20 protein-coding genes are annotated in these 24,300 nt (G+C 73.6%); 5 read left to right on the top strand and 15 right to left on the bottom strand.

Annotated features, from left to right (window positions below; genetic code table 11):
- Positions 1–231: 231 nt before the first annotated feature.
- The 5 genes from OG764_RS20895 to OG764_RS20875 all read right to left on the bottom strand — a co-directional run bounded on the left by OG764_RS20895 (position 232) and on the right by OG764_RS20875 (position 9,515).
- Positions 232–960, bottom strand: a complete 729-nt coding sequence (locus OG764_RS20895) for an eCIS core domain-containing protein (RefSeq protein ID WP_328969938.1) — start codon at positions 958–960, stop codon at positions 232–234.
- A gap of 420 nt (positions 961–1,380) precedes the next feature.
- Positions 1,381–3,402: an ATP-binding protein gene (locus OG764_RS20890; RefSeq protein ID WP_328969937.1), complete on the bottom strand. Its 2,022-nt coding sequence runs from the start codon at positions 3,400–3,402 to the stop codon at positions 1,381–1,383.
- Positions 3,402–4,196, bottom strand: a complete 795-nt coding sequence (locus tag OG764_RS20885; protein ID WP_328969936.1) for a DUF4255 domain-containing protein — start codon at positions 4,194–4,196, stop codon at positions 3,402–3,404. The genes OG764_RS20890 and OG764_RS20885 overlap by 1 nt, the downstream gene beginning before the upstream one ends.
- A gap of 7 nt (positions 4,197–4,203) precedes the next feature.
- Positions 4,204–8,469: a hypothetical protein gene (locus OG764_RS20880; RefSeq protein ID WP_328973097.1), complete on the bottom strand. Its 4,266-nt coding sequence runs from the start codon at positions 8,467–8,469 to the stop codon at positions 4,204–4,206.
- A 386-nt stretch (positions 8,470–8,855) separates the two neighbouring features.
- Positions 8,856–9,515 (bottom strand): response regulator transcription factor, encoded by a 660-nt coding sequence (locus OG764_RS20875; RefSeq protein ID WP_328969935.1) that lies wholly within the window; start codon positions 9,513–9,515, stop codon positions 8,856–8,858.
- A 172-nt stretch (positions 9,516–9,687) separates the two neighbouring features.
- Between OG764_RS20875 and OG764_RS20870 the strand changes: the two genes are divergently transcribed.
- The 3 genes from OG764_RS20870 to OG764_RS20860 all read left to right on the top strand — a co-directional run bounded on the left by OG764_RS20870 (position 9,688) and on the right by OG764_RS20860 (position 11,826).
- Positions 9,688–10,992, top strand: a complete 1,305-nt coding sequence (locus OG764_RS20870) for a COG1470 family protein (RefSeq protein ID WP_328969934.1) — start codon at positions 9,688–9,690, stop codon at positions 10,990–10,992.
- A gap of 199 nt (positions 10,993–11,191) precedes the next feature.
- A complete protein-coding gene (locus OG764_RS20865) occupies positions 11,192–11,524 on the top strand; it encodes a Scr1 family TA system antitoxin-like transcriptional regulator (RefSeq protein ID WP_328969933.1) in 333 nt (110 codons plus the stop codon).
- Positions 11,521–11,826 carry a DUF397 domain-containing protein gene (locus OG764_RS20860; RefSeq protein ID WP_328969932.1) on the top strand — a complete coding sequence of 102 codons (306 nt, stop codon included), beginning with the start codon at positions 11,521–11,523 and terminating at the stop codon, positions 11,824–11,826. Before OG764_RS20865 ends, OG764_RS20860 begins: the two co-directional genes overlap by 4 nt.
- Before the next feature lie 50 nt (positions 11,827–11,876).
- On the opposite strand, the gene OG764_RS20855 is transcribed toward OG764_RS20860, so the two are convergent.
- Positions 11,877–12,356: an MmpS family transport accessory protein gene (locus tag OG764_RS20855; protein WP_328969931.1), complete on the bottom strand. Its 480-nt coding sequence runs from the start codon at positions 12,354–12,356 to the stop codon at positions 11,877–11,879.
- 346 nt (positions 12,357–12,702) lie between these two features.
- On the opposite strand from OG764_RS20855, the gene OG764_RS20850 reads away from it, so the two are divergent.
- A complete protein-coding gene (locus OG764_RS20850) occupies positions 12,703–13,071 on the top strand; it encodes a cupin domain-containing protein (protein WP_328969930.1) in 369 nt (122 codons plus the stop codon).
- Between the two features lie 3 nt (positions 13,072–13,074).
- Here the strand turns inward: OG764_RS20850 and OG764_RS20845 are convergent, their stop codons facing one another.
- The 4 genes from OG764_RS20845 to OG764_RS20830 all read right to left on the bottom strand — a co-directional run bounded on the left by OG764_RS20845 (position 13,075) and on the right by OG764_RS20830 (position 15,900).
- Positions 13,075–13,317 carry a type II toxin-antitoxin system RelE family toxin gene (locus OG764_RS20845; protein WP_328969929.1) on the bottom strand — a complete coding sequence of 81 codons (243 nt, stop codon included), beginning with the start codon at positions 13,315–13,317 and terminating at the stop codon, positions 13,075–13,077.
- A 34-nt stretch (positions 13,318–13,351) separates the two neighbouring features.
- Entirely contained in the window at positions 13,352–14,311 is a 960-nt protein-coding gene (locus OG764_RS20840) for an FG-GAP repeat domain-containing protein (protein WP_328969928.1), read from the bottom strand.
- A 148-nt stretch (positions 14,312–14,459) separates the two neighbouring features.
- The gene (locus tag OG764_RS20835) at positions 14,460–15,263 is read right to left on the bottom strand and encodes a bestrophin-like domain (protein WP_328969927.1); all 804 of its coding nucleotides are present in this window, start codon (positions 15,261–15,263) and stop codon (positions 14,460–14,462) included.
- A 208-nt stretch (positions 15,264–15,471) separates the two neighbouring features.
- On the bottom strand, positions 15,472–15,900 hold the full coding sequence (locus tag OG764_RS20830; protein ID WP_328969926.1) for a winged helix-turn-helix transcriptional regulator: 429 nt from the start codon (positions 15,898–15,900) through the stop codon (positions 15,472–15,474).
- Between the two features lie 115 nt (positions 15,901–16,015).
- On the opposite strand from OG764_RS20830, the gene OG764_RS20825 reads away from it, so the two are divergent.
- Complete coding sequence (locus tag OG764_RS20825; RefSeq protein ID WP_328969925.1) at positions 16,016–16,612, top strand: NAD(P)-dependent oxidoreductase; 597 nt, start codon at positions 16,016–16,018, stop codon at positions 16,610–16,612.
- 99 nt (positions 16,613–16,711) lie between these two features.
- Here the strand turns inward: OG764_RS20825 and OG764_RS20820 are convergent, their stop codons facing one another.
- The 5 genes from OG764_RS20820 to OG764_RS20800 form a co-directional block, all read right to left on the bottom strand.
- Complete coding sequence (locus OG764_RS20820) at positions 16,712–16,990, bottom strand: hypothetical protein (protein ID WP_328969924.1); 279 nt, start codon at positions 16,988–16,990, stop codon at positions 16,712–16,714.
- A gap of 517 nt (positions 16,991–17,507) precedes the next feature.
- Positions 17,508–19,070 (bottom strand): APC family permease, encoded by a 1,563-nt coding sequence (locus OG764_RS20815; protein WP_328969923.1) that lies wholly within the window; start codon positions 19,068–19,070, stop codon positions 17,508–17,510.
- 262 nt (positions 19,071–19,332) lie between these two features.
- Positions 19,333–20,817 (bottom strand): aldehyde dehydrogenase family protein, encoded by a 1,485-nt coding sequence (locus tag OG764_RS20810; RefSeq protein ID WP_328969922.1) that lies wholly within the window; start codon positions 20,815–20,817, stop codon positions 19,333–19,335.
- Positions 20,814–22,556 (bottom strand): N-acyl-D-amino-acid deacylase family protein, encoded by a 1,743-nt coding sequence (locus OG764_RS20805; protein ID WP_328969921.1) that lies wholly within the window; start codon positions 22,554–22,556, stop codon positions 20,814–20,816. Before OG764_RS20805 ends, OG764_RS20810 begins: the two co-directional genes overlap by 4 nt.
- A gap of 598 nt (positions 22,557–23,154) precedes the next feature.
- Positions 23,155–24,282, bottom strand: a complete 1,128-nt coding sequence (locus OG764_RS20800; protein ID WP_328969920.1) for an LLM class flavin-dependent oxidoreductase — start codon at positions 24,280–24,282, stop codon at positions 23,155–23,157.
- Positions 24,283–24,300 lie beyond the last annotated feature (18 nt).

Genomic DNA, 24,300 nt, shown 5'->3' with positions numbered 1-24,300 from the left:
CCACCCCGCCCATCTCCCCGTTCCCGCGCCGGCACCCCGCGCCCGCCACCGGTCCCCTCCGGTCCGCCAGGACCGCCTGGATCGGCCGGTCCAACCAGCCCACCGTCTCGTTCCCGCATCGCGCGCCCGCCGCCGGATCCGCCCGGTTCGCCGAGTCGACCCGGACCACCGCCCCGTCGCCGCGCCGGTTGGCGGCCGGGCCGGGTCTCGGCGGGCTCGGCCCGGCTCCGGCTACTCGGCCGGGGCTTCTTCCTCTTCGGCTTCCTCGGCTCGTTGTACGGAGGCTCCGGTGCCGGGGAGCTCGGGTGCGGGTTCCGGTCCTGGACCGTCTTCGGCGGCGCGTTGCACCGGGGCGACGGGGGCGGGGGCGGACATCGCGCGGTCGGCGGTGGCGACCGCCTCGCGCTCGAAGCGGTCGCCCGGGTCGCTGACCTTGATCCCGCCCTCCGTCTCCGTCCCGTCCACCGGTCCGGACCGCTGCTGCACCACGTGCGTCAGCTCGTGCGCGAGGGTGGTCCGGCCCTGGTGGGAGCCGGGGTCGTAGGCGTCCCGCTGGAAGACGATGTGCGAACCGACCGTGTAGGCGTGCGCGTTGACGGACTTCGCCGAGTCGTGCGCGGCGCCGTCGGTGTGGACCCGTACGTCGCCGAAGTCGTGGCCGAGCCGGCCCTCCATGTCCTCGCGGACCTCCGGGTCGAGCGCCCGTCCGCCGCCCGAGCCGACCACGTCGTGCACCGACGACCGCTGGAGGGCCGCCGCGGCCCCGGCGTTCCCGAGCGACCGCTGGAGCCGCAGCATCCCTCCGGCCCCGAGCACCTCGGGCCGCCCCTCGACCGCCGCCCGCATCAGCAGCGCGTCCGGCGCACCCTCGGGCCCCGCCTTGCCGCGCGCCGCGTTCCCGGACTCGGCTTCCGTCCCGTGCTCGTGGTCATGTCCGTGGCCGTGACCGTGTCCCTGCATGTGCGTCCCCCTGCGATCCCCAGCGGACAGCCCTCCCCACCACCATCCCGCCCCCGCCCCCGATCCCCCAGCCCCCCGAGCACCCCCACCGGGCACCCACCCCTGCCCAATCGAGCACCCTCCCCGCCCCCAGGGACACGAAAGACCACGCGCCCAGCCCCAGACGCCCCACCCCCAACCACCCCCCACAGCCACCCCAGGGGCGCGGGGAACTGCGCGACCAGCCCCAGACGACCCGCACCCAACCACCCGCCACAGCACCCCCAGGGGCGCGGGGAACTGCGCGACCGGCCACGGACGGCCCGCACCCGACCGACCAGCCCCGCCCCGTCCCTCCCCGCCCAGGCAACCCGGCCGGGCCCGGCGGCGCCAAACGGCCACGCCAGGCCAGGCCCGATGACCCCCCACCCCCGCGGAGCGCTACCGCACGGCCCCCACCCACACCCCGAACTCGCTCTCCAGGCAGAGCCGCCCCAGCTTCCGGTACTCCCGCCCCACCGCCACCACCAGGTCCGTCATCGACACCGCCCGCCCCGCGTCGGCCGCCAGGTACGCCGCCGTCACCGCCGCCGACCGGATGTCGCCGCCCGCCAGTTCGAAGGACCGGGCGCAGAAGCCGAGGTCGAGGTCCTCCCCCCGCGGCAGCGCCGCGCCCAGGCACCGGTCCCACAGCGCGAGCCGCTGCTCCGCGTCGGGCAGCGGGAAGTCGACCACCAGGTCGAGCCGCCGCGTGAACGCCTCGTCGAGGTTGGCCCGCAGGTTCGTGGCGAGCACCGCCAGCCCGTCGAACGTCTCCATCCGCTGGAGCAGGTACGCGCTCTCCACGTTCGCGTAGCGGTCATGCGCGTCCTTGACCTCCGACCGCTTCCCGAAGACCGCGTCCGCCTCGTCGAAGAGCAGCACGCCGTTGACCCCGGCGGCCTCGGTGAAGATCCGTTCGAGGTTCTTCTCGGTCTCGCCGACGTACTTGTCCACGACCGTCGCCAGGTCCACCGTGTACAGGTCGAGGCCGAGCGCGCCCGCGACGACCTCCGCCGACATCGTCTTGCCGGTGCCCGAGTCGCCCGCGAACAGTGCCATCACGCCGCGCCCGCGCCCGCCGCCCGGCCGCATCCCCCAGTCGCCGAGCACCCGGTCCCGGTGGCGGGCCCGCGCGGCCAGTTCGCGCAGCTGCCCCAGTACGCCCGCCGGCAGCACCAGGTCCTCCCAGCCCACGGTCGGCCGGATCCGCCGGGCCAGCCGTTCCAGCCCGGACGTGTTCTGGGCGCGCGCCCCGCGCAGCAGTTCCCGTTCCCCCACCGGCCCGTCCGCGAGGACCGCCTGCTGCCGGGCCGCGCCGGCCGCGCGCCGCATCTGTTCGGGCGTGAGGACGAAGGCGGCGACCGAGGGGCCGACGCCGCCGCCCAGCACCGACCGCCACAGTTCGGCGCGGGCCGCCGCGCCGATCCGTTCGGTCTCGACCAACAGCGGCGTACGGTCGGCCCATTGCGGGTCCCAGCCCACCTGCCCGGTCAGCAGAACGGGCGTCCGCAGACCGGCCAGCGCCCGCAGCACCTCCACCGATTCGCGCAGCGCCTCCACGGGTCCGGCGACCAGTCCGGCTCCGGCGAGGGCCGCCTCCCGACCGGCTGCCGCGACCAGCGCCGCCGCTTCCGTACCCGTACGGGCCGCCAGCCGGGTCAGGTCGAGCAGCAGCGCGTCCCGCCCGGCCCCGGCGAGCGCGTCGACAGCCACCTCGCGGGCGGTGCCGCCCGCCGCTTCCCGCAGGTAGACGGGCAGTTGGGCGTGGGTGACGCAGTGCGCGAGGCGCTGCGGCAGGTCGCCGGCGACCGCGGCCGGCAGCGCGCCGGCGGGCGCCGGACGCAGTACGTCGGCGAGGTCCGGGTCGATCGCGTCGTGGCCGAGCAGGTGGGCTGCGACCCGGTCCGGCACCCGCAACGACCGTCCGAGGAACGGCCGTTCGGCTTCCTCCACGAGCAGCAGGCCGCCCCGTAGGAGCGGCCCGTCGGGGGACAGCCGGGCGCGGGCGGCCGCCGACACGGCGGGCACCCCGCACAGGCCCAGTGCCAGCCCGATGGTGGGGCGGCGCCGCGTGACGTCGTCGTTGAGGTACCCGTAGAGCTGCTCGAACCGCCGGTCGAGGTCGGGGGCGAGCGCGATCAGCAGCAGCTCGGTGTCCAGCTCCTGGAGCCCGAAGGAGCACTGCACCGCGTACAGCCGGGAGCCTTCGGCCGCCGTGGCGAGCGCCTCCCGGTCCGGTACGTCCACGGGTTCGGGCCAGGGGACGGTCTGCGGTGCGTCCAGGATCCGCTGGACGGTCTCGTCGGACAGGTACAGCCCGCGGAACGGGTCGTCCGCCTCCGGGTCGGCGGCTCGCCGGGCCGCCACCGCCTGCCGCACCCGCGCCTCGACCAGTTCCAGCCGCCCCAGCAGGTAGTCCATCAGCCCGCGCCCCCGTTCCCGCCCTCGCCCGCGCCCTCGCCCCGCCGGCGCGCCCGCGGCCCCCGGGGCCGCGGCACCCGCCCCCCGCCCCGCGGGGCGCCGCCACCCGCCCCCGGATCCGCTTCGGCACCGGCACCGGCACCGGCACCGGCATCCACACCGGCACCGGCACCGGCACCAGCACCAGCACCAGCACCAGCCGCCGACTCGGCATCCGGTTCCATGTCCGAGAGCCCCACCACCAGCCCGTCCTCCACCGGCGGTCCCGCCTCGTACACCGGGGCCGTCGCCACCGGCGCGCTCACCACCACGTCCAGCGACGGTTTCAGCTCGCCGCCGAGCGCCGACCACACATCCGCGAACGCCCGGTCCTCCGGCGGCGGCAGTGCGATCGACACCGGCACCGGCAGCCCGGTGGCGGTGAGTTCTGGCCCGAGCCGGGTGGCGGGCAGCGCGTCGTGGCGCAGGAAGCACGCCAACAGCGCGGCCAGCAGCCGGTGTTCGTCCTCCGGCCGCTGCGTCCAGGCGCTGATCAGGTACGACAGTTTGAAGTAGCGGGGCGGCAGGGTCCGTGCCGTGATCCGGCCGGTCTCGTCGTAGATGTTCTGGCGTCCCCGCGAGCGGCGCCGCAGGTCCTCCCGGATGTCGTACAGGTACAGGTTGACCGTGGGCGTGTTGCGCCGGGCCGCCCAGTCCCGGGTCGGCGCGTCGAACACCACGTCGATCTCCGAGCCCTCCCCCACCGCCTCGGCCCGCACCAGCTCCCGCAGCGCCTCGTCGACTTCGTGGATCACGCGGCCGTCACCTCCGCCACTGGAAGTCGGAGGGCTGGAGCACCCCGGGCACCACCAGATACGGCGCGCGCACCGGCCGGAACAGCGCCGCCCGGGCGACCGCGTGCGTGGCCGTCAGTTTCCGTTCGCCCAGCGCGTCCTGGACGAGGACCAGCACCGGCGCCGTGAAGGTCCCGTCCGCCCGCACCACGACCGGCGCGGACGCCACGGTGACGCCCTTGCTCCACCGCAGCCGTACGGTCGCCCCCGGCGGGAAGGCGCTGCCGTGCGCCTGGGTCACCGACCCCGGCGGCCCCAGCGGCGGGGTGAGCACGAGCAGCGGCGCCCGTACGGTCACGGCCGCGCTCGCCGTGTTGTTCGCCGGGTTGCGGTCGGTGCCGGTGGTGGTGACGGTCGCCGTGACGGCCCCGGTCAGGGCCGTTTCCGCCGCCAGCACGAGCCGTACGGCGAACCGGCCGCGCGGCGCCATGTCCGGCACCGGGCAGCCGGCCGCGGTCAGGCAGCCCGGCCGGGTCGCCGACACCAGCCGCATCCCGGCCGGCACGGTCACCGTCAGCCGCAGTCCGGTGGCCTTGACCGGGCCGCCGTTGCGCACCACCGCCTCGGCCGTGACCCGGCCGCCCGTGTAGGCGGTACGGGGGCCCGCGGTCACCGCCGCGTTGGGGTCGGCGGAGCGGGTCGCGGGCGGGGGCGGCTGCCGGTCCACGGTCAGCGGGGTGGCCGCGGTGTTGTTGGTCGGGTTGGAGTCGGCTTCGGCGGTCACCACGCCGACGACGGCCCCGCGCAGCGGCGCGCCCGCGGTGACCACCCGGGTCAGGGTGACCGCCGCGCCCGGCGCGAGGTCGCCGAGCACGCAGCCGGTCGGCGCGGGCGGCCCGGGGGGCGCGGGCGGCACCGGCGGTTCGGGCACGCAGGCCGGGGACTCGGACACGACGGTGACGCCGTCGGGCAGCAGCGGTACGAGCACCACGCCCTCGGCGGCGGCGTCGCCGAGGTTGCGGACCGTCCACACCACGGTGGACTGCTCGCCGGTGAGGATCCGTGCGGGGGTCGCGGTGACGCCGACGGCCGGGTCGGGCAGCCGCGGGTCGACCACGGTGAGGTCCACCTGGGCCGTGTCGTTCTCGGAGTCGGGGTCGACGGTGGCGGTCGAGGCGGTGCCCTCGATGGTGCCGGTGAAGGCGTTGGGCGCGGTGAGCCCGAGGACGACGGTCCCGCTCTCGCCGGGTTTGAGGCTGCCGAGCGGGCAGCCGGTGTCCGGGCAGGGCGTGCCGGTGACGACGGTGAGCCCGGGCGGCAGGGTCGCTTTCAGCAGCACCCCGGCGGCTTCGGCGGTCCCGGTGTTCTTCACGGTGAAGGTGACCGTCGAGGGCTGGTTGATCCGGACGACGGGCGGGACGGCGGTGGCGGTGACGGCGAGGTCGGCGGCGACGACGGTGATGACGAGCCGTGCCTCGTTGTCGCCGGGCACGTGGTCGGGCAGGGTGCCGGTGGCGGTCGCGGTCACCGGCTGGTCGCCGAGGGCCGCGCCCTTCAGGGCGAGTGGGATCTCGATGTTCGACTCGGCCGCCAGCGGGCCGACCGTGCAGGTCAGCACGCCTTCCGCGCCGGGGGCGGGGTCGGCGGCGCAGCCCGCGGGCAGCGGGTCCACCGGCGTCAGCCCCGGCGGCAGCTGGACGCGGACGGTGGCGCCGGGGGAAGTGGCGATGCCCCAGTTCTCCAGCAGGATCCCGACCTGGGCGGTGGCGCCGAGGAGCAGCGGCGAGTCGTCGGTGGTGACGTACAGGCGCAGGTCGGCGCTGGCCTGCCAGGTGGGCTGCGACTGGCTGTTGCGGATCTTGCCGGGGAGGATCGCCGTGTCCGTGCCGGCGGGGTCGAGGACCATCAGGCGGTTGACGTGGCCGCCGTCGCCGTAGTCCTGGCGCACGTCGACGGCGAGGCGGTTGCCGGACGGGGACCAGGCCGGATTGTCGGGCCGGTCGAAGTCCAGCCCGGCCGGCCAGTCCCCGACGCGCAGCGGGCAGGTCGCCGCCGCGGGGATCACGGACCGGCAGCCGGAGCCGTCCTCACGCACGGCGAGCACCATCCGGGCCCCGTCGTAACCGGAGTTCACCCGGCTGATGCGCGGCGGCACGTAGGTGGTGGTCTGGCGGACGTACGCGATCTCGTTCCCCCCGGGCCGGTACGCGGGCCGCAGGTCGACGACCCGGCAGGGGTCGTTGGGCCCGTTGCACTGCTTCTGCGATAGGTCGGTCTGCGCCCCGGAGGCAGCGGCCGGCGCCGTCCAGATGTGCCGATCCCGAAGGTCCTGAGCAGCGACCAAGGCCGCACCCTCGGCCTCGCCGGCGTTCGACGCCCGGCGCCGGGCAGTATCGACCCCCGCCGGCGTTCGAGGCGCGGGGTCCGGGGCGGAGCCCCGTGCAACCCCGTTCAGCCCCGGATCGATGGGCCCCGGCAGACACGTGTAGTAGCGCGAGAACGCCAGCCGCGCCCCGTCAGGCGACCACGCCGGGTCCCGGTCGTCGGTGAGACACCGCCCCGACCCGCCAGGCGGCACCACCCCCGGCACGGTGTACAGCAGCCGCCCCGCCCCCGGCCCCGCCGCGAGGTCGACGACGGCGATCTGCCCGTCCGGCTGCGGCCGGTCAGGATCGGGCGCGGCCCACCGCGCGAAGGCGAGCTTCGTGCCGTCGGGCGACCACGCCGGCCGCCCGTGGTGCTCTCCCGGGTCCATCCCGGTGTACTGGAGCGGCACGGCGGCCGCGAGCTGCCCGTCGCCGCCGATCAGGATCCGCTCGGTGGCCGGCAGGTCGGCCGGCCCGGTGGTCGCCACGAAGGCCAGCCGCCGCCCGTCCGGCGCGTACGCGGGATCGGACAGGACGCTCTCCTCCCCCTGGGCGGCCCGGAGTTGGAGTCGGTCCAGGGGGGCTTGCGACCGCGAGCTCTCGATGTTGAAGGCCTCCGGGTCGGTGCCGGACAGCAGGATCTGTGGGGCGCCTCCCGCCGCGGTGTACCAGCTCACCCCCTCCGTCTCGTACAGCTGCACGTCGTCGTCGGCGAAGACCGGCTCGCCCCGGCACAGGCCGCAGGGCCGCGGCTCGGGGTCGACGAGGTACGGCTCGCCGGACAGGAACAGGAGCCGGGAGCCGTCCGGCGCCCACGCCACCTGTCGGTGGTCGTCCTCGTAGCCGCCGCGCGCGAGGGGGACGGGCGCGACGGCGCCGCCGGCCGCGGCGGGCACGGTCGCGAGCACCTGGTCGGTGACGGTGCCGTCGCCGGTGTCCCGCTCCACGGTGGTCACGTACGCGATGCGGTCCTTGGAACGCGGCGCGTCGGGCGCGGCCGGCTCCCACACGGGCTTGGACGCGTCGACGCCGGCCGGGGTGACCGGGCGCGGGGTGCCGCCGGCGGCGACCGTCGTGCGCCAGGCCCGCCCGGCGCGCGTGAACACCAGCTCGGCGCCGTCCGGGGACCAGTCCGCCCAGTCGGCGTCCGGCACGGCCTCGCGCAGCCCGGTCCCGTCCGTGCGGACCACGTACACCCCGGGTTTCGCGTCCGTGCCGGCTCCGATCGACTCCTCGTCGCAGCGCCGGCCGGAGGCGGAGGTGAGGTCCGGGCCGTCGCCCTCCCACGACACGAAGGCGATCCACTCGCGGTCGGGGGAGAGCACGGGGTCCGCGATCCGCCAGCCCGTACGGGCCAGCACGCGGGTCACCGGTCCGTCGCCGGTGCGCCGGAACAGCCCCTCGCCGGTGCCGTCGCGGTCGCTGACCCACACCAGGTCGTCGCCGCGGGCGCGCGCCTGACAGTCGTTGCCCGCCCGGCCGACGGGCAGCAGCGGGGTCAGCGGCCCGCCGACAGCCACGGTGACCACGCTCCGGTGCGGGCCGTCCCCGATGTACGCGATCCGCCCGGGGTCGGGCGCGGGCGGATCGAGCGGCGCGGGGGCCGCGACCGCGGCGAGCGCGGCCGTACCGGCCCGGTCCTCCTGGTCCGCCCGTACGGGCCCCCCGGCGGGCACGGCCGCCACCAGCGCCACCGCGAGCCCCGCGACCAGCCCCCGCCGCACCGCCCCTGCCGCCCCCGCCGCACGGGCCGGGCGCACGCCGGCGGCGGGCCTTGTGCCGGTAGGCGGCCGTACGCCCCGCCGCACGCGGGACGGCCCTACACCCTGCCCCGCGTACGGCAGCCGCACGCCCTGCCCCACGCGCGGCACCCGCCCGTCCCGCACCACGCGCGGCACCGGCACGTCCCGCACCACGACCCACAGCATTCGGCGCACCCGTCGCACTGTTCGCACGCTCCCCCGCCGGACGGGTCCCCCGCGCCACCGGGCGCGCACCTACGCGTACCGGGGTGGCGCCGACGGCGTCCGGACAGCCCTCCTCAGGAAGACCCTGTTCCCTCGCGCGTCCCGCGAACAGCCGGACCAAGGGCAGCCACCCGGGTACCACCCAATGCCCCATAGGGCACCCCCGCCCTCCGACAACCCCAGCCGTGGCGGCGCCGCGGGGCGCAACTTCCAGCCTCGCCGGGCTGGAAGTTGCGCGGGGGTTGCCGGGCTCCGCCCGGACCCGCTCCCTCGAACGCCGGAGGGGCTGAAGCGGGCGCGGGGTCAGCCGGGCGCCGGTCGGGCGCGGGCGTTGACCGGCGCGGGGGTCAGATGAAGCCCTGGCGCATCGCGTAAGCCACGGCGTGCGACCGGTTCCGCAGCTGCAAGCGCGTCGTCACGTCGTGAAGGATGTTCTTCACCGTGCGCTCGGAAAACGACAGCGTCCGCGCGATCTCCGCCGTGTCGCTCCCCTCCGCGACCAGCCGCAACACGTCGACCTCCCGCGGCGCGAGCCCCGTGAAGGCCAGCCCCCGCGGATCCAGCACCTGCCGCTGCAAGCGCCCCACCTGGTCCAGCAGCCGCCCCAGCAGGTCCGCCGGCACGCTGCCCTCGCCGCGCGCCGCCGCGGAGATGACCTGCACGAGCCGCGCAGCGGACGCCTCGGCCCGCCGCACCACGCCCACCACCCCGCATTCGACGGCCGCCACCAGCCCGCCGTCGTCGATCTCGGTGGCGACCAGCACGATCCGGATGTCACCGGTCCGCTGGTACCTCCGCAACGTCTGGAGTTCCGTGTCGCCGACCCGGTCTGCTGACACCACCGCGACCAGCGGCCGCCCCTTGCCCTCGTAGTCCTCCTCGTCGCCCAGCAGTTGGAGTTCCGGGCAGTTCCGCAGCTGCCCCGCCAGCCCCGCCTGCGAGATCGGGTCCTGGGCGGTCAGCCGCACCGGAATCCGCTCCGCACCGCTCTCACCGTGGTAACGCATCGCACACCCCCTGTCCGGCGGAGAGCCCCACCTCTCCGCACACAACCGGTGTCAGTGAACACCCGGGCAGTCAGCAGGCACTCCACATGGACTCAACGGGCAGCGCAGCGTGCCCCCGGGTCTGTCCGTACGGGAGCGGCGGGCCTCCGACCAGGCTCCCTACCGTCGCCTCATGACCACTTCCGCTCATCTCGACGCCGCGCCTGCCTCCGTGCTTCCGGGCGAAGAGGCCCGGATCCCGCTGGAGCTGCGCAACAGCGGAAACGTCGTGGAGCACTACGCCTTCGAGGTGCTGGGCCCGGCCGCCCGCTGGAGCACCGTCGAACCCGCGACGCTGTCCCTCTATCCGGATACCGCGGGCCAGGTGGAGCTGGTGGTCACACCCCCGCGCGACACCACCGTCCCGCCGGGCGAACTCACGTACGGGGTACGGGTGCTGCCGCAGGAGCAGCCGCAGCACGCCACCGTCCCGGAAGGCGTCCTGCACATCCGCCCGTACGCCGATTTCACCGCCGAGCTGACCCCCCGGATGGGTCAGGGCCGCACCGGGGCCGCCTTCCAGGTCGCCCTCGACAACCGCGGCAACTACCCGCTGGCGGTTGCCCTTTCGGGCAAGGACGCGGGCGAGCTGCTCACGTTCACGTTCCCGGCCGCCGCGACCGTCGTCGAACCCGGCCGGGCCGCCTTCGTCAAGCTCCCTGTGAAGCCCAAGCGCCTGATCTGGCGGGGCATGGCCGTCCCGCACGTCTTCCAGGTCACCGCTGCCCCGGCCCCCGGCCCCGACGGCGCCCCGGACGTCCCGCCGGCCCCCCTCGACGGTTCGCTCCTCCAGCGCCCGGTGATCTCGGCCGGGCTGATCAGGATCCTCGTCGCGCTGCTGATCCTCCTCGCCGTGCTGGCCGGCCTGTGGTTCGGGCTGCTGCGCCCGGTCGTGCGCAGCGCGGCCAAGGAAGCGGTGAAGGGACCCGTGCAGACCGCCGCCTCCAAGGCCGCCGAAGCGCAGAAGGCGGCCGAGGACGCCAAGAAGGCCGCGTCGGGCGGGTCCGACGGCAAACCGGGCGACGACAAGCCGAGCCCGTCCCCGGGCGTATCCGTCAAGCCGGGCGAGGGCCCGCAGCCGCTGCCGCAGGCCGCCCTGTTCTCGCACCGCCTGACGGCGAGCGCCTCCGCCAACGGCACGGACTCCGCGACCTACAAGGTCCCCGAGGACAAGGTCCTGCGCCTGACCGACCTCGTCCTGGAGAACCCGCAGGGCGACACCGGTACGGTCACCCTCTCGGTCGCCGGCAAGCCGCTGCTCGCGCCCGCCCTGGAGAACTTCCGCGAGCAGGACTTCCACTGGGCCTCGGCCATCCTGGTCGGCGCCAAGCAGGAGATCACGGTCACGGTCACCTGCCGTACGGTCGGCCGCCCGCCGTCCGGCCCGAACCCGACGAAGTGCGCGACGGCCGCGCTCTTCAGCGGAACCCTGGAGTGACGAAGGAGCAATAGGCCGGCATCCCGACCTCCGCCCACACGGTCTTCCCGACACACCGCTCGGCGACCCCCAGGCCCGCGCGAACTCCGCCACGAGCACCAGCCCGTACCCACCCTCGGCCCCGGCCCGCGCCTCCTCGGAGCGCGGCCGGGGCCGTCGGTCCGCCCGGGCGTCGGACACCTCGACCCGCAGTGTCCGCGTGACAGGCAGCAACGCCATCCGCAGCTCGAAGGCAGAAGCTGCTGACTCGCACCCCACCCATCGACTTCAGCTTCATCGTCGAACGAACGTCGATCTGCAGATCATTCCGCTCAAGCAGGAAGACCACTCGGGCTTCGACGGCCCCATCCGGCTCCTGGAAACCGAAGACAACAAGTGGCTGGGGTACAGCGAAGGCCAGCAGTCGGGACTGCTCATCTCGGAGGCCAAGGACGTCAGCATCCTGCACCAGCGGTATGCCAAACTGCGCTCGCAGGCCCTCAACCCGGCCGAGTTCCGGGGCCTGTTGGAGCGAATGCGAGGAACGCTATGAGCAACGTCGAGTTGCGCTGGTTCAAGAGCAGTTACAGCGGCAGCCAAGGAGACGCCTGCGTCGAGGTGGCCCTCTCCTGGCACAAGTCCACGTACAGCAGCGGCGACGGCGACAACTGCGTAGAGGTCGCCCTCTCCTGGCACAAGTCGTCCCACAGCGGCAGCCAGGGCGACGACTGCGTAGAGGTCGCCACCTGCGCCTGCGAGACCGTCCACGTCCGTGACTCCAAGGTCCAGAACGGGCCAGAGCTGGCGGTCGCCTCCGCCGCCTGGACCGCCTTCCTCGGCTACGCCACCGCGTAAGCGCGTAAGTACGTAAGGACGCAGCCGAACAGGCCCCGCCGGGCCGGGCGTTACTTCACGGCGATGCCCGGGTCCGCGATGCAGCTCGCCATGCCGAACGCACCGTTCGCGGTCGCGCGCTTCGCCTCCTTGCCGTTGACGAGGATGACGCAGTCGGCGGTGCCGCCCTTCTCGCCGAGGATCACGTTGACCGACGGGATCGACGTGACGCCCTTCATCGTGAGCTTCTTCTCCCAGGGGACCGTCTGGTCCTTGAGCGTCTTGGACGAGGTCTGGCCGCCGGAGCCCTCCAGCCAGCCGATCTCGGAGACCTTGCCGGAGCCGGTGACGATGTAGACGACCTCGAAGGTGCCGTTGACCATCTGGTCCGTCTCCTTCTCGATCCTGTCGGCCTCGGCTTCGAGCTTCTTCGTCTCCTCTTCCAGCGCCTTCTGCGCGCCGCACCCGCCGACGGCGGCCATCACGAGGCCGACACCCACCAGAGCGGCCGTTCCCCGACCGAACACCGCACGCACGACCCGCACCGCCATTAAAGAGAACGTAAAGAACACCCCATGGATACCCCATGCGTCCGGTCCGGGGCAAAAGGATCACCGGGCGGGGCGGGGTGGCCGGATACCGCCCACCCGCGCAAGGCCACGTCAGCGGGGCGCCAGCCGGACGTCAGCACCGGTCGCGAGGATGACGGCCGCGGGCCGGCCCGCTTCCCTCCCTCCCGCCCGTACGGGGTGCCCCCAGGGGTACGGCCCACGGGGGTGGTCGTACGCACGGCGACGGCGGGAGGGGGCGGGGCGCGGCCCCGGCGGGCGGCCCACCGGTTCCGGCGGGAAACTGGAACTGATCCTCGCGGACGGCCGCACACCAGCGGAGGAAGCCATGACGGGCATCTCACGGGAGCAGGCTCCCGTGGCCATGCAGACCGAAGGCGCCGAACTGCGCACCGCCGAGATCGGGGGCGGATTCAGCGTCGCCTTCGTGCGGTTCGCGGACGGCACGGACATGACCCCGGCCTTCCAGGGCCTCACCGACGACCTGTGCCCCTGCCCGCACTGGGGCTACGTCACCAAGGGCACCGTCCGGATGCACACCAAGGACGGCGACACCGACTACGCGACGGGCGAGGCCTTCTACTGGGCCCCGGGCCACGCCCCCGAAGCGGTGGGCGAAACCGAATTCCTGGACTTCTCCCCCACCGAGGAGTTCAACAAGGTCGTCTCCCACGTCACCGCCGCCGTCTCCGGCTGACGGTCAGCAGGTCCTGTGGACCTCGCGACGATGGGCGACCCTCAGCACCCAGACGACCAGAAGGCCGTCCTCGACGGTGTAGACGATGCGGTAGTCGCCGACTCGAAGGCGCCAACGGGAGTCACGGCCTCGCAGAGGCTTGATGTCGAGCGCCGACGCGTCCCCGGCAGACAGCGCTTTCTGAAGCTCGGTGAGCCGGTAGAGGATCCGGAGGGCATCCGCTAGCGCTCTGTACCAGATGTACATCTGGTACAGAGCGGCTGATGGGCCCCTGGTCGCGTTACAGCAGGTTGAGGCCGCCGTAGCCGAAGCCGATCTTGACGGCCTTCTTGAAGGGGGTGGTGGCGTTGCCGGTGCCGGAGTAGCGGTACAGGTCGCCGGTCTTCGTGCGGGCCAGGAGGTCGGTGCGGCCGTCCGAGTCGAGGTCGCCGATGCTCAGCACGCGGTTGTACGTGTTCCAGCCGGCGCCGACCTTCTTGCGGGCGCCGAAGGGGGCTTTGTAGCTGCCGGTGCCGGGGTACAGCCACAGGGCGCCGGCCTTGTCGCGGGCGACGATGTCGGCCTTGCCGTCGCCGGTCAGGTCGTCCTGCCCGGCGATCTCCGTGAAGTCGCCCCAGCCGGCGCCGATGCGCACGCGCGGGGACACCCGGCCGTCCGCGTACGCGGTGTACAGCCAGAGCACGCCCGCCTTGTCGACGGCGATGAGGTCGGACGCCGCGCCGCCGCCGATGTTCCCCGGGGAGAGCACCTTGCGGTAGGTCTGCCAGCCCTTGCCGATGTCCCTGCTCTGGGACTCGCCCGCGGCGTCCTTGTCGGTGAAGAGCAGCCGGCCGTCGTTGACGACGGTCCAGAAGCCGTCGCGGACACCGTCCTTGTCGTTGTCGACCTGGGCGACGGCGGTCGCGAAGCCGTAGTTGACGAACGTGTCGAGACGGGGGCGCAGGCCGCCGTTGCCGTCCGGGGCGTAGAAGGAGAGGTACCCGGTGCGGGCGTCCGTGGCCCACAGCAGGAAGCTGGGCGCCGTGGCGGGGGCCGCCGCGCGCGGGGCGGCGAACGCGCCCTGCGGGGCGCCGGCGGCCTGCGCCGCCCGGTCACCGGCGCGGGTCGCGGCGGAACCGGCGTCGGCCGGGTTCCCGGCGGCGGCCGCGGTGCCGACCGTGCCGGCGGTGGCCATGGCGACGGCGGTCGCCGTGACGCCGAGCGCGGTCCTGAACGCGCGGGCGCGCGTGAAGAAGGTCATGAGGGGTCCCCCTGCTGTGAAACCGATGGTCTGGTGCGGCCCGTCGGCAGGATCGGTCCGGAACGAACCGACGGGTAACCGGACACTTTCACACCGCTCGGCCGGCCGGGGAGCCGGGTCCGGCCCGAAAGGACCCGAAAGGAACTGCCTAGCCGCGCGCTCCCGGGATCCAGAACTTGACGAGGGCGCCCTCGCGGAACGGGGACGGGTCCACGCTCAGCTCGCCCGCGAAGGGGCGGTCGAGGACCAGGACCAGGAGCAGGCTGAAGCCGATGAGGGCGGCCACCGAGGTCACGAACAGCAGTTGCATGCGCAGGCTGCGCAGCCCGTAGATGAAGGTCAGCGGGATGATCACGAGCGCGCCGCCGAACACCAGGACCTGGAGGAGGGTGGGCAGCTCGGTGGTGGCGAGGTCGATGCGTTCGCGGCGCTGGCCCGCCGCGTCGTTGAGGCCGGCCGCGGCCTCCTCGTAGAACGTCTGGGTCCGCGCGTCGGTCGGCTCGTACGCCTGCAGGGCCCGGTACATGCCCTCGATGTGCCGCGCCGTCGCCGCGTGGCTCGGCTCGCCCGCGCGCATCTTCGGCCACTGGACCTCGACGACGGCGTGCGCGTAGGCGCCGACGGCCGCCTGCACCCGGTCCCGGTCGGCCGGCGGGAAGACCTCGGCGCTGCGGACCACCAGGGCGAGGTCGGTGGCCTCCTTGGAGACGACCGCCTGCGTGTGGTCCAGCTGGGTCCACAGGGTGACGACGACGAACGCGAGGATGATCCCGTAGATCGCGCCGAACATCCCGAGGACGACGCCGACCATCTCGTTGTGCTCGCCGTCGGCGAGGCGCGGGTGGACGCGCCGGGCGGTCAGGCTGCCGATCACGGCGGCGATCACGATCGCGCCGACGAGCAGCACGGACAGCGTGAACGTGCCGAATTGGTTGAGCAGCCAGAGCGACACGGTCGCCCTCCCCGGGGTGTGCGGGCCGTCGGTCGGTCCGCTGCTCAACGATCACCGGCGGGGGCGGTCACCGGCCGGCCGACTCGGACGGCGGCGCGGACGGCGGGCACAGCCGTCAGCGCCCGGTCCGGCCGGCCGGCGCAGCCGTCGGCGAGCGGTCCGGCCGGCCGGCCCCGAGTCAGCAGACACCGAGTCGGCCGGCCCCGAGTCAGCCGGCGACCTGTTCCGCCGTCCCGGCCGTCCCGAACATCCGCTCCCGCGCGTCGATCAGCTCGTCCCAGTGCTCGGCGGTCCACGCGCAGGCCGCGTCGAGGGGGCCGAGCAGGCCGCGGCCCAGCGGGGACAGCTCGTACGCGACCCGGCGCGGGCCGGGCGCCCCGGTCTCCTCCCGCCGTACGACGAACCCGTCCCGCTCCAGCGCGCGGAGCGACTGCGTCAGCACCTTGGCCGTGATGCCGCGCAACGGGATCCGCAGCTCCGAGAAGCGGCGCGGGCCGCCCTCCAGGCAGCGCAGGATCATCCCCGCCCACTTGTCGCCGACCCGGAAGGGGACCAGGTCGGAGGGGCAGACCTCGTCGAACATCTCCGGGTCGAGGGGGGAGGGTGCGGGCTTGGCTGCGGGTGCGGACGGGCTCATGTGATCAACGTATCCGCGGTACCCCGGAGGTAACCAGGCCGCTGGCTAACGTGCGGACAGAAAGCAGAGCACAGCACGGCACGACAGAGCACGACACGACGAACGGGGTGGATCGATGGGCAGCATTGTGGTGTTCGGGGCGAACGGGCGAGTGGGACGGGCCGTGGCCGCCGAGGCGCGGCGGCGCGGACACGAGGTGACGGCGGCGGGACGGGCCGACGGCGACGTCACCGACGCGGCGGCGGTGGCCCGCCTGGCGGCCGGCCACGACGCGGTGGTGGCCGCCGTGTACGACCCGGGCGCGGACCCCGGGGTCTTCTTCCCGGCGGCGGCGCGGGCACTGGCCGACGGCACCGCGCGGGCCGGGGCCGGACGGCTGGTCGTGGCCGGACTGGCGTCCGTGCTCCCGACCGCCGACGGCACGCTCCTGATGGACACCCCGGACTACCCCCAGGCGTACCGGGCCTTCTACGAGGGCCACGCGGCGGGCGTCGACGCGCTGCGGGGGCCCGCCGGGGGTGGGGTCGACTGGCTGGTCCTGAGCCCGGCCGGGGACTTCGACCACGAGGGCGAGGCGGGTGGGGGGTACGTGGTGGCCCCCGCGGCGGCGGAAGCGCGCATCACCCACGCCGACTTCGCCGCGGCCCTCCTCGACGAAGTCGAGCGCCCCACCCACCACGGCGTCCACGTGGGCGTCACGTCCACCCCCTGACCGGACCCCTCGGGGATCACGGCGGTCACCCGCGGACCGGGGCCCCTCGGGGATCACAGCGGTCAACCCCGGACGCGGGTACGCCGACGGGGCGGCGGGTCAGGCGAGGCCGGCGGAGTCGGCTACGGCGGTGAGCGGGCCGGCCAGGGCGGGGGCGGAGCCGGTGACGGCCGTGCCGATGGCTTCGTCGCCGGCGGCGGTGGCGAGTTGCGCCTGCTCGAGGGTTTCGGCCGGGTTGTCGGTCAGCTCCATGACCTGGCCCACGGCGTCGGCGCCGGGGGTGTCGGCCGCCTGGGCGGCGGTGGGGGCGAGGGCCATTGCCGCGCCGGCCAGGCCGAGGATGGTGAGCGTGCGCTTGATGTTGCTCAAGGTCGTCATGCCAACCCCAACGACCCGCCCCGCCCCTGGTCACCCCACCCCGCCGATGCCCCGAGCGATACCGCGGGCAATCCCCTGCCTCGCCGGGGCAGAGCCCACCCCCGCCTCGCCGATGCCCGGGGGCAACATCCAGCCCCTCCGGCGCTTGAGGAGCGGGTCCGGGCGGAGCCCGTTACCCGGCGCCGGCCTGGTTGCCTTGGGGCTCCGCCCCGAACCCCGCGCCTCAAACGCCGGCGAGGCTGGGATTTGCCGCACGCAGCGCCGGCGAGGCTGGGGGTTGCGCCTCAAGGCGCCGGCGGGGCTGGGGGTTGCGCCCCAAGGCGCCGGCGAGGCTGGGGGTTGCGCCCCAAGGCGCCGGCGGGGCTGGAAGTTGCCCGCCAGGGCGTCACGCCGGGCAGCGGGCAAGGCTGGAGGTGGGGGCGGGTGCGCGAGTGCCCGGTGGCGGTCCGGAGGAACGGAACGGCACCGGGCACTCGGCAGCTCAGCGGGGCACCCGCGACGGGTCACGCCCAGCGGGTCAGTCTTCGACCACCAGGGCGGGGGTTTCCTTGGTGAGGACTTCGCCCCGGAAGAAGGCAGGGCTGCGGCGTTCCGTGATGATCATGATGATCAGGCCGAGGGCCAGCAGGCCCACGCCGATGATGAAGACGCTGCCGACCCCGAGCACCGTGGAGCCCGACCCGTACGCCGGGTCCCACATGTCGAAGAGGGTCTTGAAGAAGACGGCGGCGAGGAGCAGGCCGCCCAGGACCGGGAAGACGCCCTTGAAGAGCAGGTCTCGGCCGGAGCGGGTCAGCTCCTTGCGGAAGTACCACGCGCAGGCGAAGGCCGTCAGCGAGTAGTAGAAGCAGATCATCAGGCCGAGCGCGAAGATCGTGTCCGTGAGGACGTTCTCGCTGACCAGCGTCATGACCGTGTAGAAGAGACCGGTCGCGACACCCGCCATCACCGTGGCCCGCCCCGGCGTCTTGAAGCGCGGGTGGACCTTCGCGTACGACGGCGGCAGCGCCTCGTACGTGGACATCGCCAGCACCGTACGGGCCACCGGGATGAAGGTCGTCTGGAGCGAGGCGGTCGCGGAGGCCAGCACGGCCACGAAGAGCGTGATGCCGAGCACCGGGCCCATCACGGGTCCGGCCAGCGCCGCGAAGACGTTGTCGGAGGTGTCGGGGTTGGCGAGGCCCAGGCCCTTGCCGCCGGAGCCGACGGCCATCTGCGCGGCGACACCGGTGGCCAGGTACGAGCCGACCAGGACGACCATCGCGATGAGCGAGGCGCGGCCGGGGGTCTTCGCCGAGCCGGTGGTCTCCTCGTTGGTGGCCAGGCACGCGTCCCAGCCCCAGTACATGAAGATCGAGAGCGAGAGTCCGGCGGTGAAGGCCGCCATGGACTCGACCGCGAAGGGGTTCATCCAGGACCAGGAGAAGTCCAGGCCGGTGTCGAAGGAACCGGCCGACGCCTTCTGGAAGGCCATCGCGACGAAGATGGCGAGGACCGCGAGCTGGAGGCCGACCAGCGCGTACTGGACGCCCTTGGTGGCGGTCATTCCGCGGTAGCTGATCGCGGTGGCGGCGGCGATCAGGGTGAGGCAGGTCGCGATGTGGACGAGTTTGTTGTCGTCCAGGGCCGCGATCGACGGATTGTTCGTGATCTCGCCGAGCAGCAGCCAGAAGTACGAGGTGGCGACGCCCGCCAGGTTCGAGAGCACGATGATCGTCGCGATCACCAGGCCCCAGCCGCACATCCAGCCGAGGCGGGGGCCGAAGGCCTTGACCGTCCAGGTGAAGGAGGTGCCGCAGTCCGGCATGGCCTTGTTGAGCTCGCGGTAGGCGAAGGCCACCAGCAGCATCGGGAGGAAGCCCGCGAGGAAGACGGCGGGCATCTGGACGCCGACCTCGCCGGCGGTGGACCCGAGGGTCGAGGTGAGGCAGTAGACGGGGGCGACGGTGGAGATGCCGATGACGGCACTGCCCACGAGGCCCACGGAGCCCTTGCCGAGGCCCTTGCCGCGGATGTCGCCGCCCTCGGCGACGCCGCTTACCGTGTCTCCGGCCGGGGGCCGGACGTCCAGCTGAGTCATGGAACAGGACGGTAGGTGCTGCGCATTCAGCATCCGGAGGTCTGAAGTCCGGATATCGGACTCGCGAAATCCCTTCGAATCCTGAGGGCAAGAGACTTAACTCACTCGCAATGCAAGGTTCACGAGCCCGCCGATCATCGTTTCGGCGGGCCCGGAGCCGACATTCCACCTTGCGGAAACCGCATGCATGCCCGTTTTGCCCGTTTCAAATCTTTCCCGCGCAACATTTCAAAGGCACGGGCCGAACCGTCGGATCCCTTGCTCAGCCCGGCCAGACGATCGACTGGATCTCGCTGTACGCGTGCAGCGCGTACGAGCCCACGTCCCGTCCGACCCCGCTGCGCTTGAATCCGCCGAACGGCGCCTCCATGTTCCGGCCGATCGTGTTCACGCCGACCCCGCCGGACCGCAGCCGCCGCGCCACCCGGAAGGCCCGCGCCACGTCCCCCGACCACACGTAGCTGAGCAGCCCGTAGTCGCTGTCGTTGGCCAGCGCCACGGCCTGCTCCTCGTCGTCGAAGGGCACCACCACGACCACCGGCCCGAAGATCTCCTCCCGGACCACCCGCATGTCGTTGGTGCAGTCCGCGAGCAGCGTCGGCGCCACGTAGAAGCCGCGGCCGTCGCCGACGACCGGGCGCTCGCCGCCCGCCACCACCCGGGCGCCCTCCTTCCGCCCCAGCTCGACGTACGACTCGACGCGGTCCCGGTGCGCGGCCGAGATCACCGGCCCGACCACCGTGCCCTGCACCGTCGGATCGCCGACCTTCATGAAGCCGAGGTAGCCGGTGAGCTTCTCCAGCAGCTGTTCGTAGATCCCGCGCTGGGCGAGCACCCGGGTGGGGGCCGTGCAGATCTGCCCGGAGTAGAAGGAGAAGGTCGTGCCGATGCCCATCATGGCCGCGTCGAGATCGGCGTCGTCGAAGACGACGGCCGCGCCCTTGCCGCCCAGCTCCATCAGCTGCCGCTTCATCGAGCGGCCGCAGACCTCCGCGATCCGCTGCCCGACCCCGGTCGAGCCGGTGAAGCTGACCATGTCCACGTCCGGGGAGTCGACCGCGGCCTCGCCGACCGCCACGTCCCGCCCCGACACCACGTTGACCACGCCCGCCGGGACGCCCGCCTCCGCCAGGGCCGCCGCCATCCTGAACACCGACAGCGGATCCTGCGGCGCCGGCTTCACCACCACCGTGTTCCCCATCGCCAACGCCGGCGCCACCTTGCCCGCCGGATTCGCCCACGGGTTGTTGTACGAGGTGATGCAGGTGACCACGCCGACCGGCTGGCGCACCTCCAGCGCGCCCAGCACGCTCGCCCGCCCCATCGGGCCGGCCTCGGTGACCTGCGGCGGCAGCCCGCGCTCGACCGGCTCCAGGGCGCCCTTCGCGTACCGCCGGAACCGGGTCACCCCCACGTTGACCTGCATGCCGCGGGCGATGGCGGTGGTAGCGCCGCTCTCCGCCTGCGCGAGCCGCGCCCACGGCTCGAACTCGCGCTGCATGATGTCCGCGGCCCGGTCCAGGATCGCGGCCCGCTCCTCCGGCCTCGTACGCGACCAGCCCTCGAAGGCGTCACGGGCCGCGGCCGCCGCCTCGTACACCTGCTCGCGGGAGGCCTCCGGGGCGAGCCCCACCACCGACTCGTCGGCCGGATTGACCACCTCGTAGTGGCCGCGGGCCGGGGCGGCCCACTCCCCGCCGATGTAGAGGCGCTGCTCGCCGGTGCCGGCGTCGCTGCCGTCGTTCATCGCGTGCTCACCGTCCTCGTGTCGCGGCCCGACCGCAGCACCGTCCCCGGCACCGCGCCCGTCACCCGGTCGTCGCGGATCGTCTCCACGCCGTTGACGCGGACCGAGACGATCCCGATCGCCTTCGCGTCCAGCCGCGGGCTGTCCCCCGGCAGGTCGTGCACGAGGGTCGCGGGCCCGGCCTCGATCCGCTCCGGATCGAAGAGCACCAGGTCCGCGTGCCAGCCCTCGGCGATCCGGCCGCGCTCGCGCAGCCCGAAGAGCCGCGCCGGGTCGTCGGTGAGCATCTGCACCGCCCGCTCCAGCGGCACCAGCTTGCGGCCGCGCAGACAGTCCCCGAGGAACCGGGTCGTGTACGGGGCGCCGCACATCCGGTCCAGGTGCGCGCCGGCGTCCGAGCCGCCGAGCATGACGTCCTCGTGCTGCCAGGTCTCGGCGCGCAGCGCCCAGCTGTCCGTGTCGTTGTCGGTGGGCATCGGCCACAGCACGGTGCGCAGCTCGTCGTTGGCGCAGATCTCGACCAGGCACTGGAAGGGGTCCTGGCCGCGCTCGGCCGCGATGTCGTTGACGACCCGGCCGGACAGGCCCTCGTTCGCCGCGCTGTACGTGTCGCCGATGACGTACCGGCCGAAGTTCGCGAGGCGGCGGAAGACGCCCGCCTCCTTGCTGTCGGCGCGGCGCAGCAGTTCCGCCCGTACGGACGGGTCGCGGAGCCGGGCGATCCGCTCCGGCACGGGCAGGCCGAGGACCTCGCCCCAGCCGGGGATGAGGTTGAGGGCGCAGAAGGTGCCGAGCGACATGTTCATGGGGGTGAGGATCGGCATGGTCAGGGCGACGATCCGGCCGCCGGCCTTGCGGGCCCGCTCGCTCGGCACGAGCTGGCGCGGTACGCGTTCGGGGACGGCGGCGTCGATGGTGAGGACGTTCCAGTTCAGGGGGCGGCCGGCGGCCGCGCTCATCTCCACGAACAGGTCGATCTCGTCGTCCGAGAACTGGTCCAGGCAGCCCGCGACGATCGCCTCCAGCTGGGTGCCCTCGTGCTCGCCGACCGCGCGGGACAGCGCGAGGAGCTCGGCGGGCTCGGCGTGCCGGGAGGCGACGGGGGCGCCGGCGCCGTCGGAGTGCGTCGAGGACTGGGTGGTGGACAGCCCCCACGCGCCGGCCGCCATCGCGTCGTGGAGCAGGGCGAGCATCTGCTCCATCTGCTCGGCGGTCGGCCGACCGCCGGTCGCGGCCTCGCCCATGACGTGGCGGCGCAGGGCGCAGTGGCCGACCATGAAGCCGGCGTTGACGGCGATCCGCCCCTCCAGGGCGTCGAGGTACTCGCCGAAGGTGTGCCAGGACCAGTCGACGCCCTCTTCCAGCGCGGCGAGGGCCATGCCCTCGACCTTGCTCATCATGCGGCGGGTGTAGTCGGCGTCCTCGGGGCGGGCCGGGTTGAGGGGCGCCAGGGTGAAACCGCAGTTGCCGCCGGCGACGGTGGTCACGCCGTGGTTCATGGACGGGGTGGCGTACGGGTCCCAGAACAGCTGGGCGTCGTAGTGCGTGTGGGGGTCGACGAAGCCGGGGCACACGACCAGGCCGGTGGCGTCCTCGGCGGTCACGGCGTCCTCGGGGGTGAGGGTGCCGGGTGCCGCTATCGCGGCTATTCGGCCGTCGCGCAGGCCGATGTCTGCGACGCGGGCGGGGGCGCCGGTGCCGTCCACGACGGTGGCCCCCACGATCAGGTGGTCAAGCATGACGTCCCTTCATACGACTGTCTGTTTCCCCGCCGGCCCCGACCCCGCGGCCGATCGCAGCGCACCCTCTGCCTCGCGGGCTGGCCGTGGGCACCTTCTGCCCGTCGCGCACCTCCAGCCTCGCGGGCTGCCCGAGGCGCACCTCAGCCTCACCGGCTGCCCGAGGCGCACCTCCAGCTCGCCGACTGCCCGTGGCGCACCTCCAGCTCGCCGGTGCCCTGGGGCGCAACCTCCAGCCTCGCCGGTGCCCTGGGGCGCAACCTCCAGCCTCGCCGGTGCCCTGGGGCGCAACCTCCAGCCTCGCCGGTGCCCTGGGGCGCGGGGTTTGGGGCGGAGCCCCAAGCAACCCGGCTGGCGCCGGGCAGCGGGCCCTGCCCGGACCCGCTCCTCAAACGCCGGAGGGGCTGGCGTGTTGCACCCGAGGGCACCGGCAAGGCTGGAACTGCCACACGCAGCGCACACGGTCCGGGGCGTCGGTGGGGGGCGGGGGTTGCGGCCCCCGGGGAGGTCGGGGCGTGGCCCGGGTGGGGGCAGGCCGCTGCCGCACCCGGGCCGGTCGGGACGGCGGTCCGGGAAGGCGCCGCCCCGGTCAAGGGGGTCAGGACCCCGCGGCCTCGCGGAAGCGCGTCGTCCGGTGGACCGGATCCGTGTCGATCTCAGGGATCACGTGCTCACCGATCAGCTTGATCGTGGTCATCGTGTCCTCGTACGAGACCCCGGTCGGCAGTCCGAAGGACAGCTGGTCGGCACCGGCCTGCTCCCACCGCTTGCACTGCGCCCGCACCTCCGACGGGTCACCGCAGATCAGCAGTTCCTCGGCGATGAGGAGTTCGATGATCTCCGCGTTGTACTCGGGCAGCGTCTCGGGCCACTGCGGAATCGCCTCGGGCCGCGGGAACGTGTCGTGGTAGCGGAAGACCAGCGACTGGAAGCGGTTCATGTTCGCGTTGACCGCGATCTCCACCGCCTTGTCGTGCGTCTCGGCACAGATCGCGGTCGAGGTGACCATGACGTTGTCGTTGACGAAGGCCCCGATCGCCTTCGCCTCCTGGATCGCCGTCTTGTACTGCTCCAGCACCCACTCCATGTCGGAGACCTTCTGGACGCTGAAGCCGAGGACGCCGAGGCCCTTCTTCGCGGCCATGGCGTACGAGGAGGGGGACCCGGCGGCGTACCACATGGCCGGGTGGGCCTTCCCGTACGGCTTGGGGAAGATCTTGCGCGGCGGCAGCGACCAGTGCTTGCCCTGGAACCCCTCGTACTCCTCCTGGAGGAACATCTTGGGGAACTCGGCGATGGTCTCCTCCCAGATCTCCTTGGTGGCGTTCATGTCCGTGATGCCGGGCAGGAAGCCGAGGATCTCGTGGCTGCCCGCGCCGCGGCCGGTGCCGAACTCGAAGCGGCCCTTGGAGAGGTGGTCGAGCATGGTGACCTTCTCGGCCACCTTGACCGGGTGGTTCACCGGGGCGAGCGGGTTGAAGATGCCGGAGCCGAGGTGGATGCGCTCGGTGGCGTGCGCGAGGTAGGCGAGGAAGACCTCGTTCGCCGAGAGGTGCGAGTACTCCTCCAGGAAGTGGTGCTCGGAGGCCCAGGCGTATTTGAAGCCGGACTTGTCGGCCTGGATGACGTACTCGGTCTCCTCGACCAGCGCCTTGTGCTCTGCCTCGGGGTCGACCTTGGACCGCGCCTCAGGCACGTATCCCTGCACGAAGAGCCCGAATTCCAAGGGAGTTCACCGTCCTTT

Source organism: Streptomyces sp. NBC_00239 (assembly GCF_036194065.1).
Lineage (GTDB): Bacteria > Actinomycetota > Actinomycetes > Streptomycetales > Streptomycetaceae > Streptomyces.
The sequence above is the reverse complement of the archived record's forward strand: the minus strand, read 5'-3'. Positions and strand labels throughout refer to the sequence as shown.

Excerpts from the sequence above, each read along its gene's own strand:
- OG764_RS20895 (WP_328969938.1), bottom strand. The coding sequence starts at position 960 with ATGCAGGGACACGGTCACGGCCACGGACATGACCACGAGCACGGGACG.
- OG764_RS20890 (WP_328969937.1), bottom strand. The coding sequence starts at position 3,402 with ATGGACTACCTGCTGGGGCGGCTGGAACTGGTCGAGGCGCGGGTGCGG.
- OG764_RS20880 (WP_328973097.1), bottom strand. The coding sequence starts at position 8,469 with ATGCTGTGGGTCGTGGTGCGGGACGTGCCGGTGCCGCGCGTGGTGCGG.
- OG764_RS20875 (WP_328969935.1), bottom strand. The coding sequence starts at position 9,515 with ATGCGTTACCACGGTGAGAGCGGTGCGGAGCGGATTCCGGTGCGGCTG.
- OG764_RS20870 (WP_328969934.1), top strand. The coding sequence starts at position 9,688 with ATGACCACTTCCGCTCATCTCGACGCCGCGCCTGCCTCCGTGCTTCCG.
- OG764_RS20860 (WP_328969932.1), top strand. The coding sequence starts at position 11,521 with ATGAGCAACGTCGAGTTGCGCTGGTTCAAGAGCAGTTACAGCGGCAGC.
- OG764_RS20855 (WP_328969931.1), bottom strand. The coding sequence starts at position 12,356 with ATGGCGGTGCGGGTCGTGCGTGCGGTGTTCGGTCGGGGAACGGCCGCT.
- OG764_RS20850 (WP_328969930.1), top strand. The coding sequence starts at position 12,703 with ATGACGGGCATCTCACGGGAGCAGGCTCCCGTGGCCATGCAGACCGAA.
- OG764_RS20845 (WP_328969929.1), bottom strand. The coding sequence starts at position 13,317 with ATGTACATCTGGTACAGAGCGCTAGCGGATGCCCTCCGGATCCTCTAC.
- OG764_RS20840 (WP_328969928.1), bottom strand. The coding sequence starts at position 14,311 with ATGACCTTCTTCACGCGCGCCCGCGCGTTCAGGACCGCGCTCGGCGTC.
- OG764_RS20830 (WP_328969926.1), bottom strand. The coding sequence starts at position 15,900 with ATGAGCCCGTCCGCACCCGCAGCCAAGCCCGCACCCTCCCCCCTCGAC.
- OG764_RS20825 (WP_328969925.1), top strand. The coding sequence starts at position 16,016 with ATGGGCAGCATTGTGGTGTTCGGGGCGAACGGGCGAGTGGGACGGGCC.
- OG764_RS20820 (WP_328969924.1), bottom strand. The coding sequence starts at position 16,990 with ATGACGACCTTGAGCAACATCAAGCGCACGCTCACCATCCTCGGCCTG.
- OG764_RS20815 (WP_328969923.1), bottom strand. The coding sequence starts at position 19,070 with ATGACTCAGCTGGACGTCCGGCCCCCGGCCGGAGACACGGTAAGCGGC.
- OG764_RS20810 (WP_328969922.1), bottom strand. The coding sequence starts at position 20,817 with ATGAACGACGGCAGCGACGCCGGCACCGGCGAGCAGCGCCTCTACATC.
- OG764_RS20805 (WP_328969921.1), bottom strand. The coding sequence starts at position 22,556 with ATGCTTGACCACCTGATCGTGGGGGCCACCGTCGTGGACGGCACCGGC.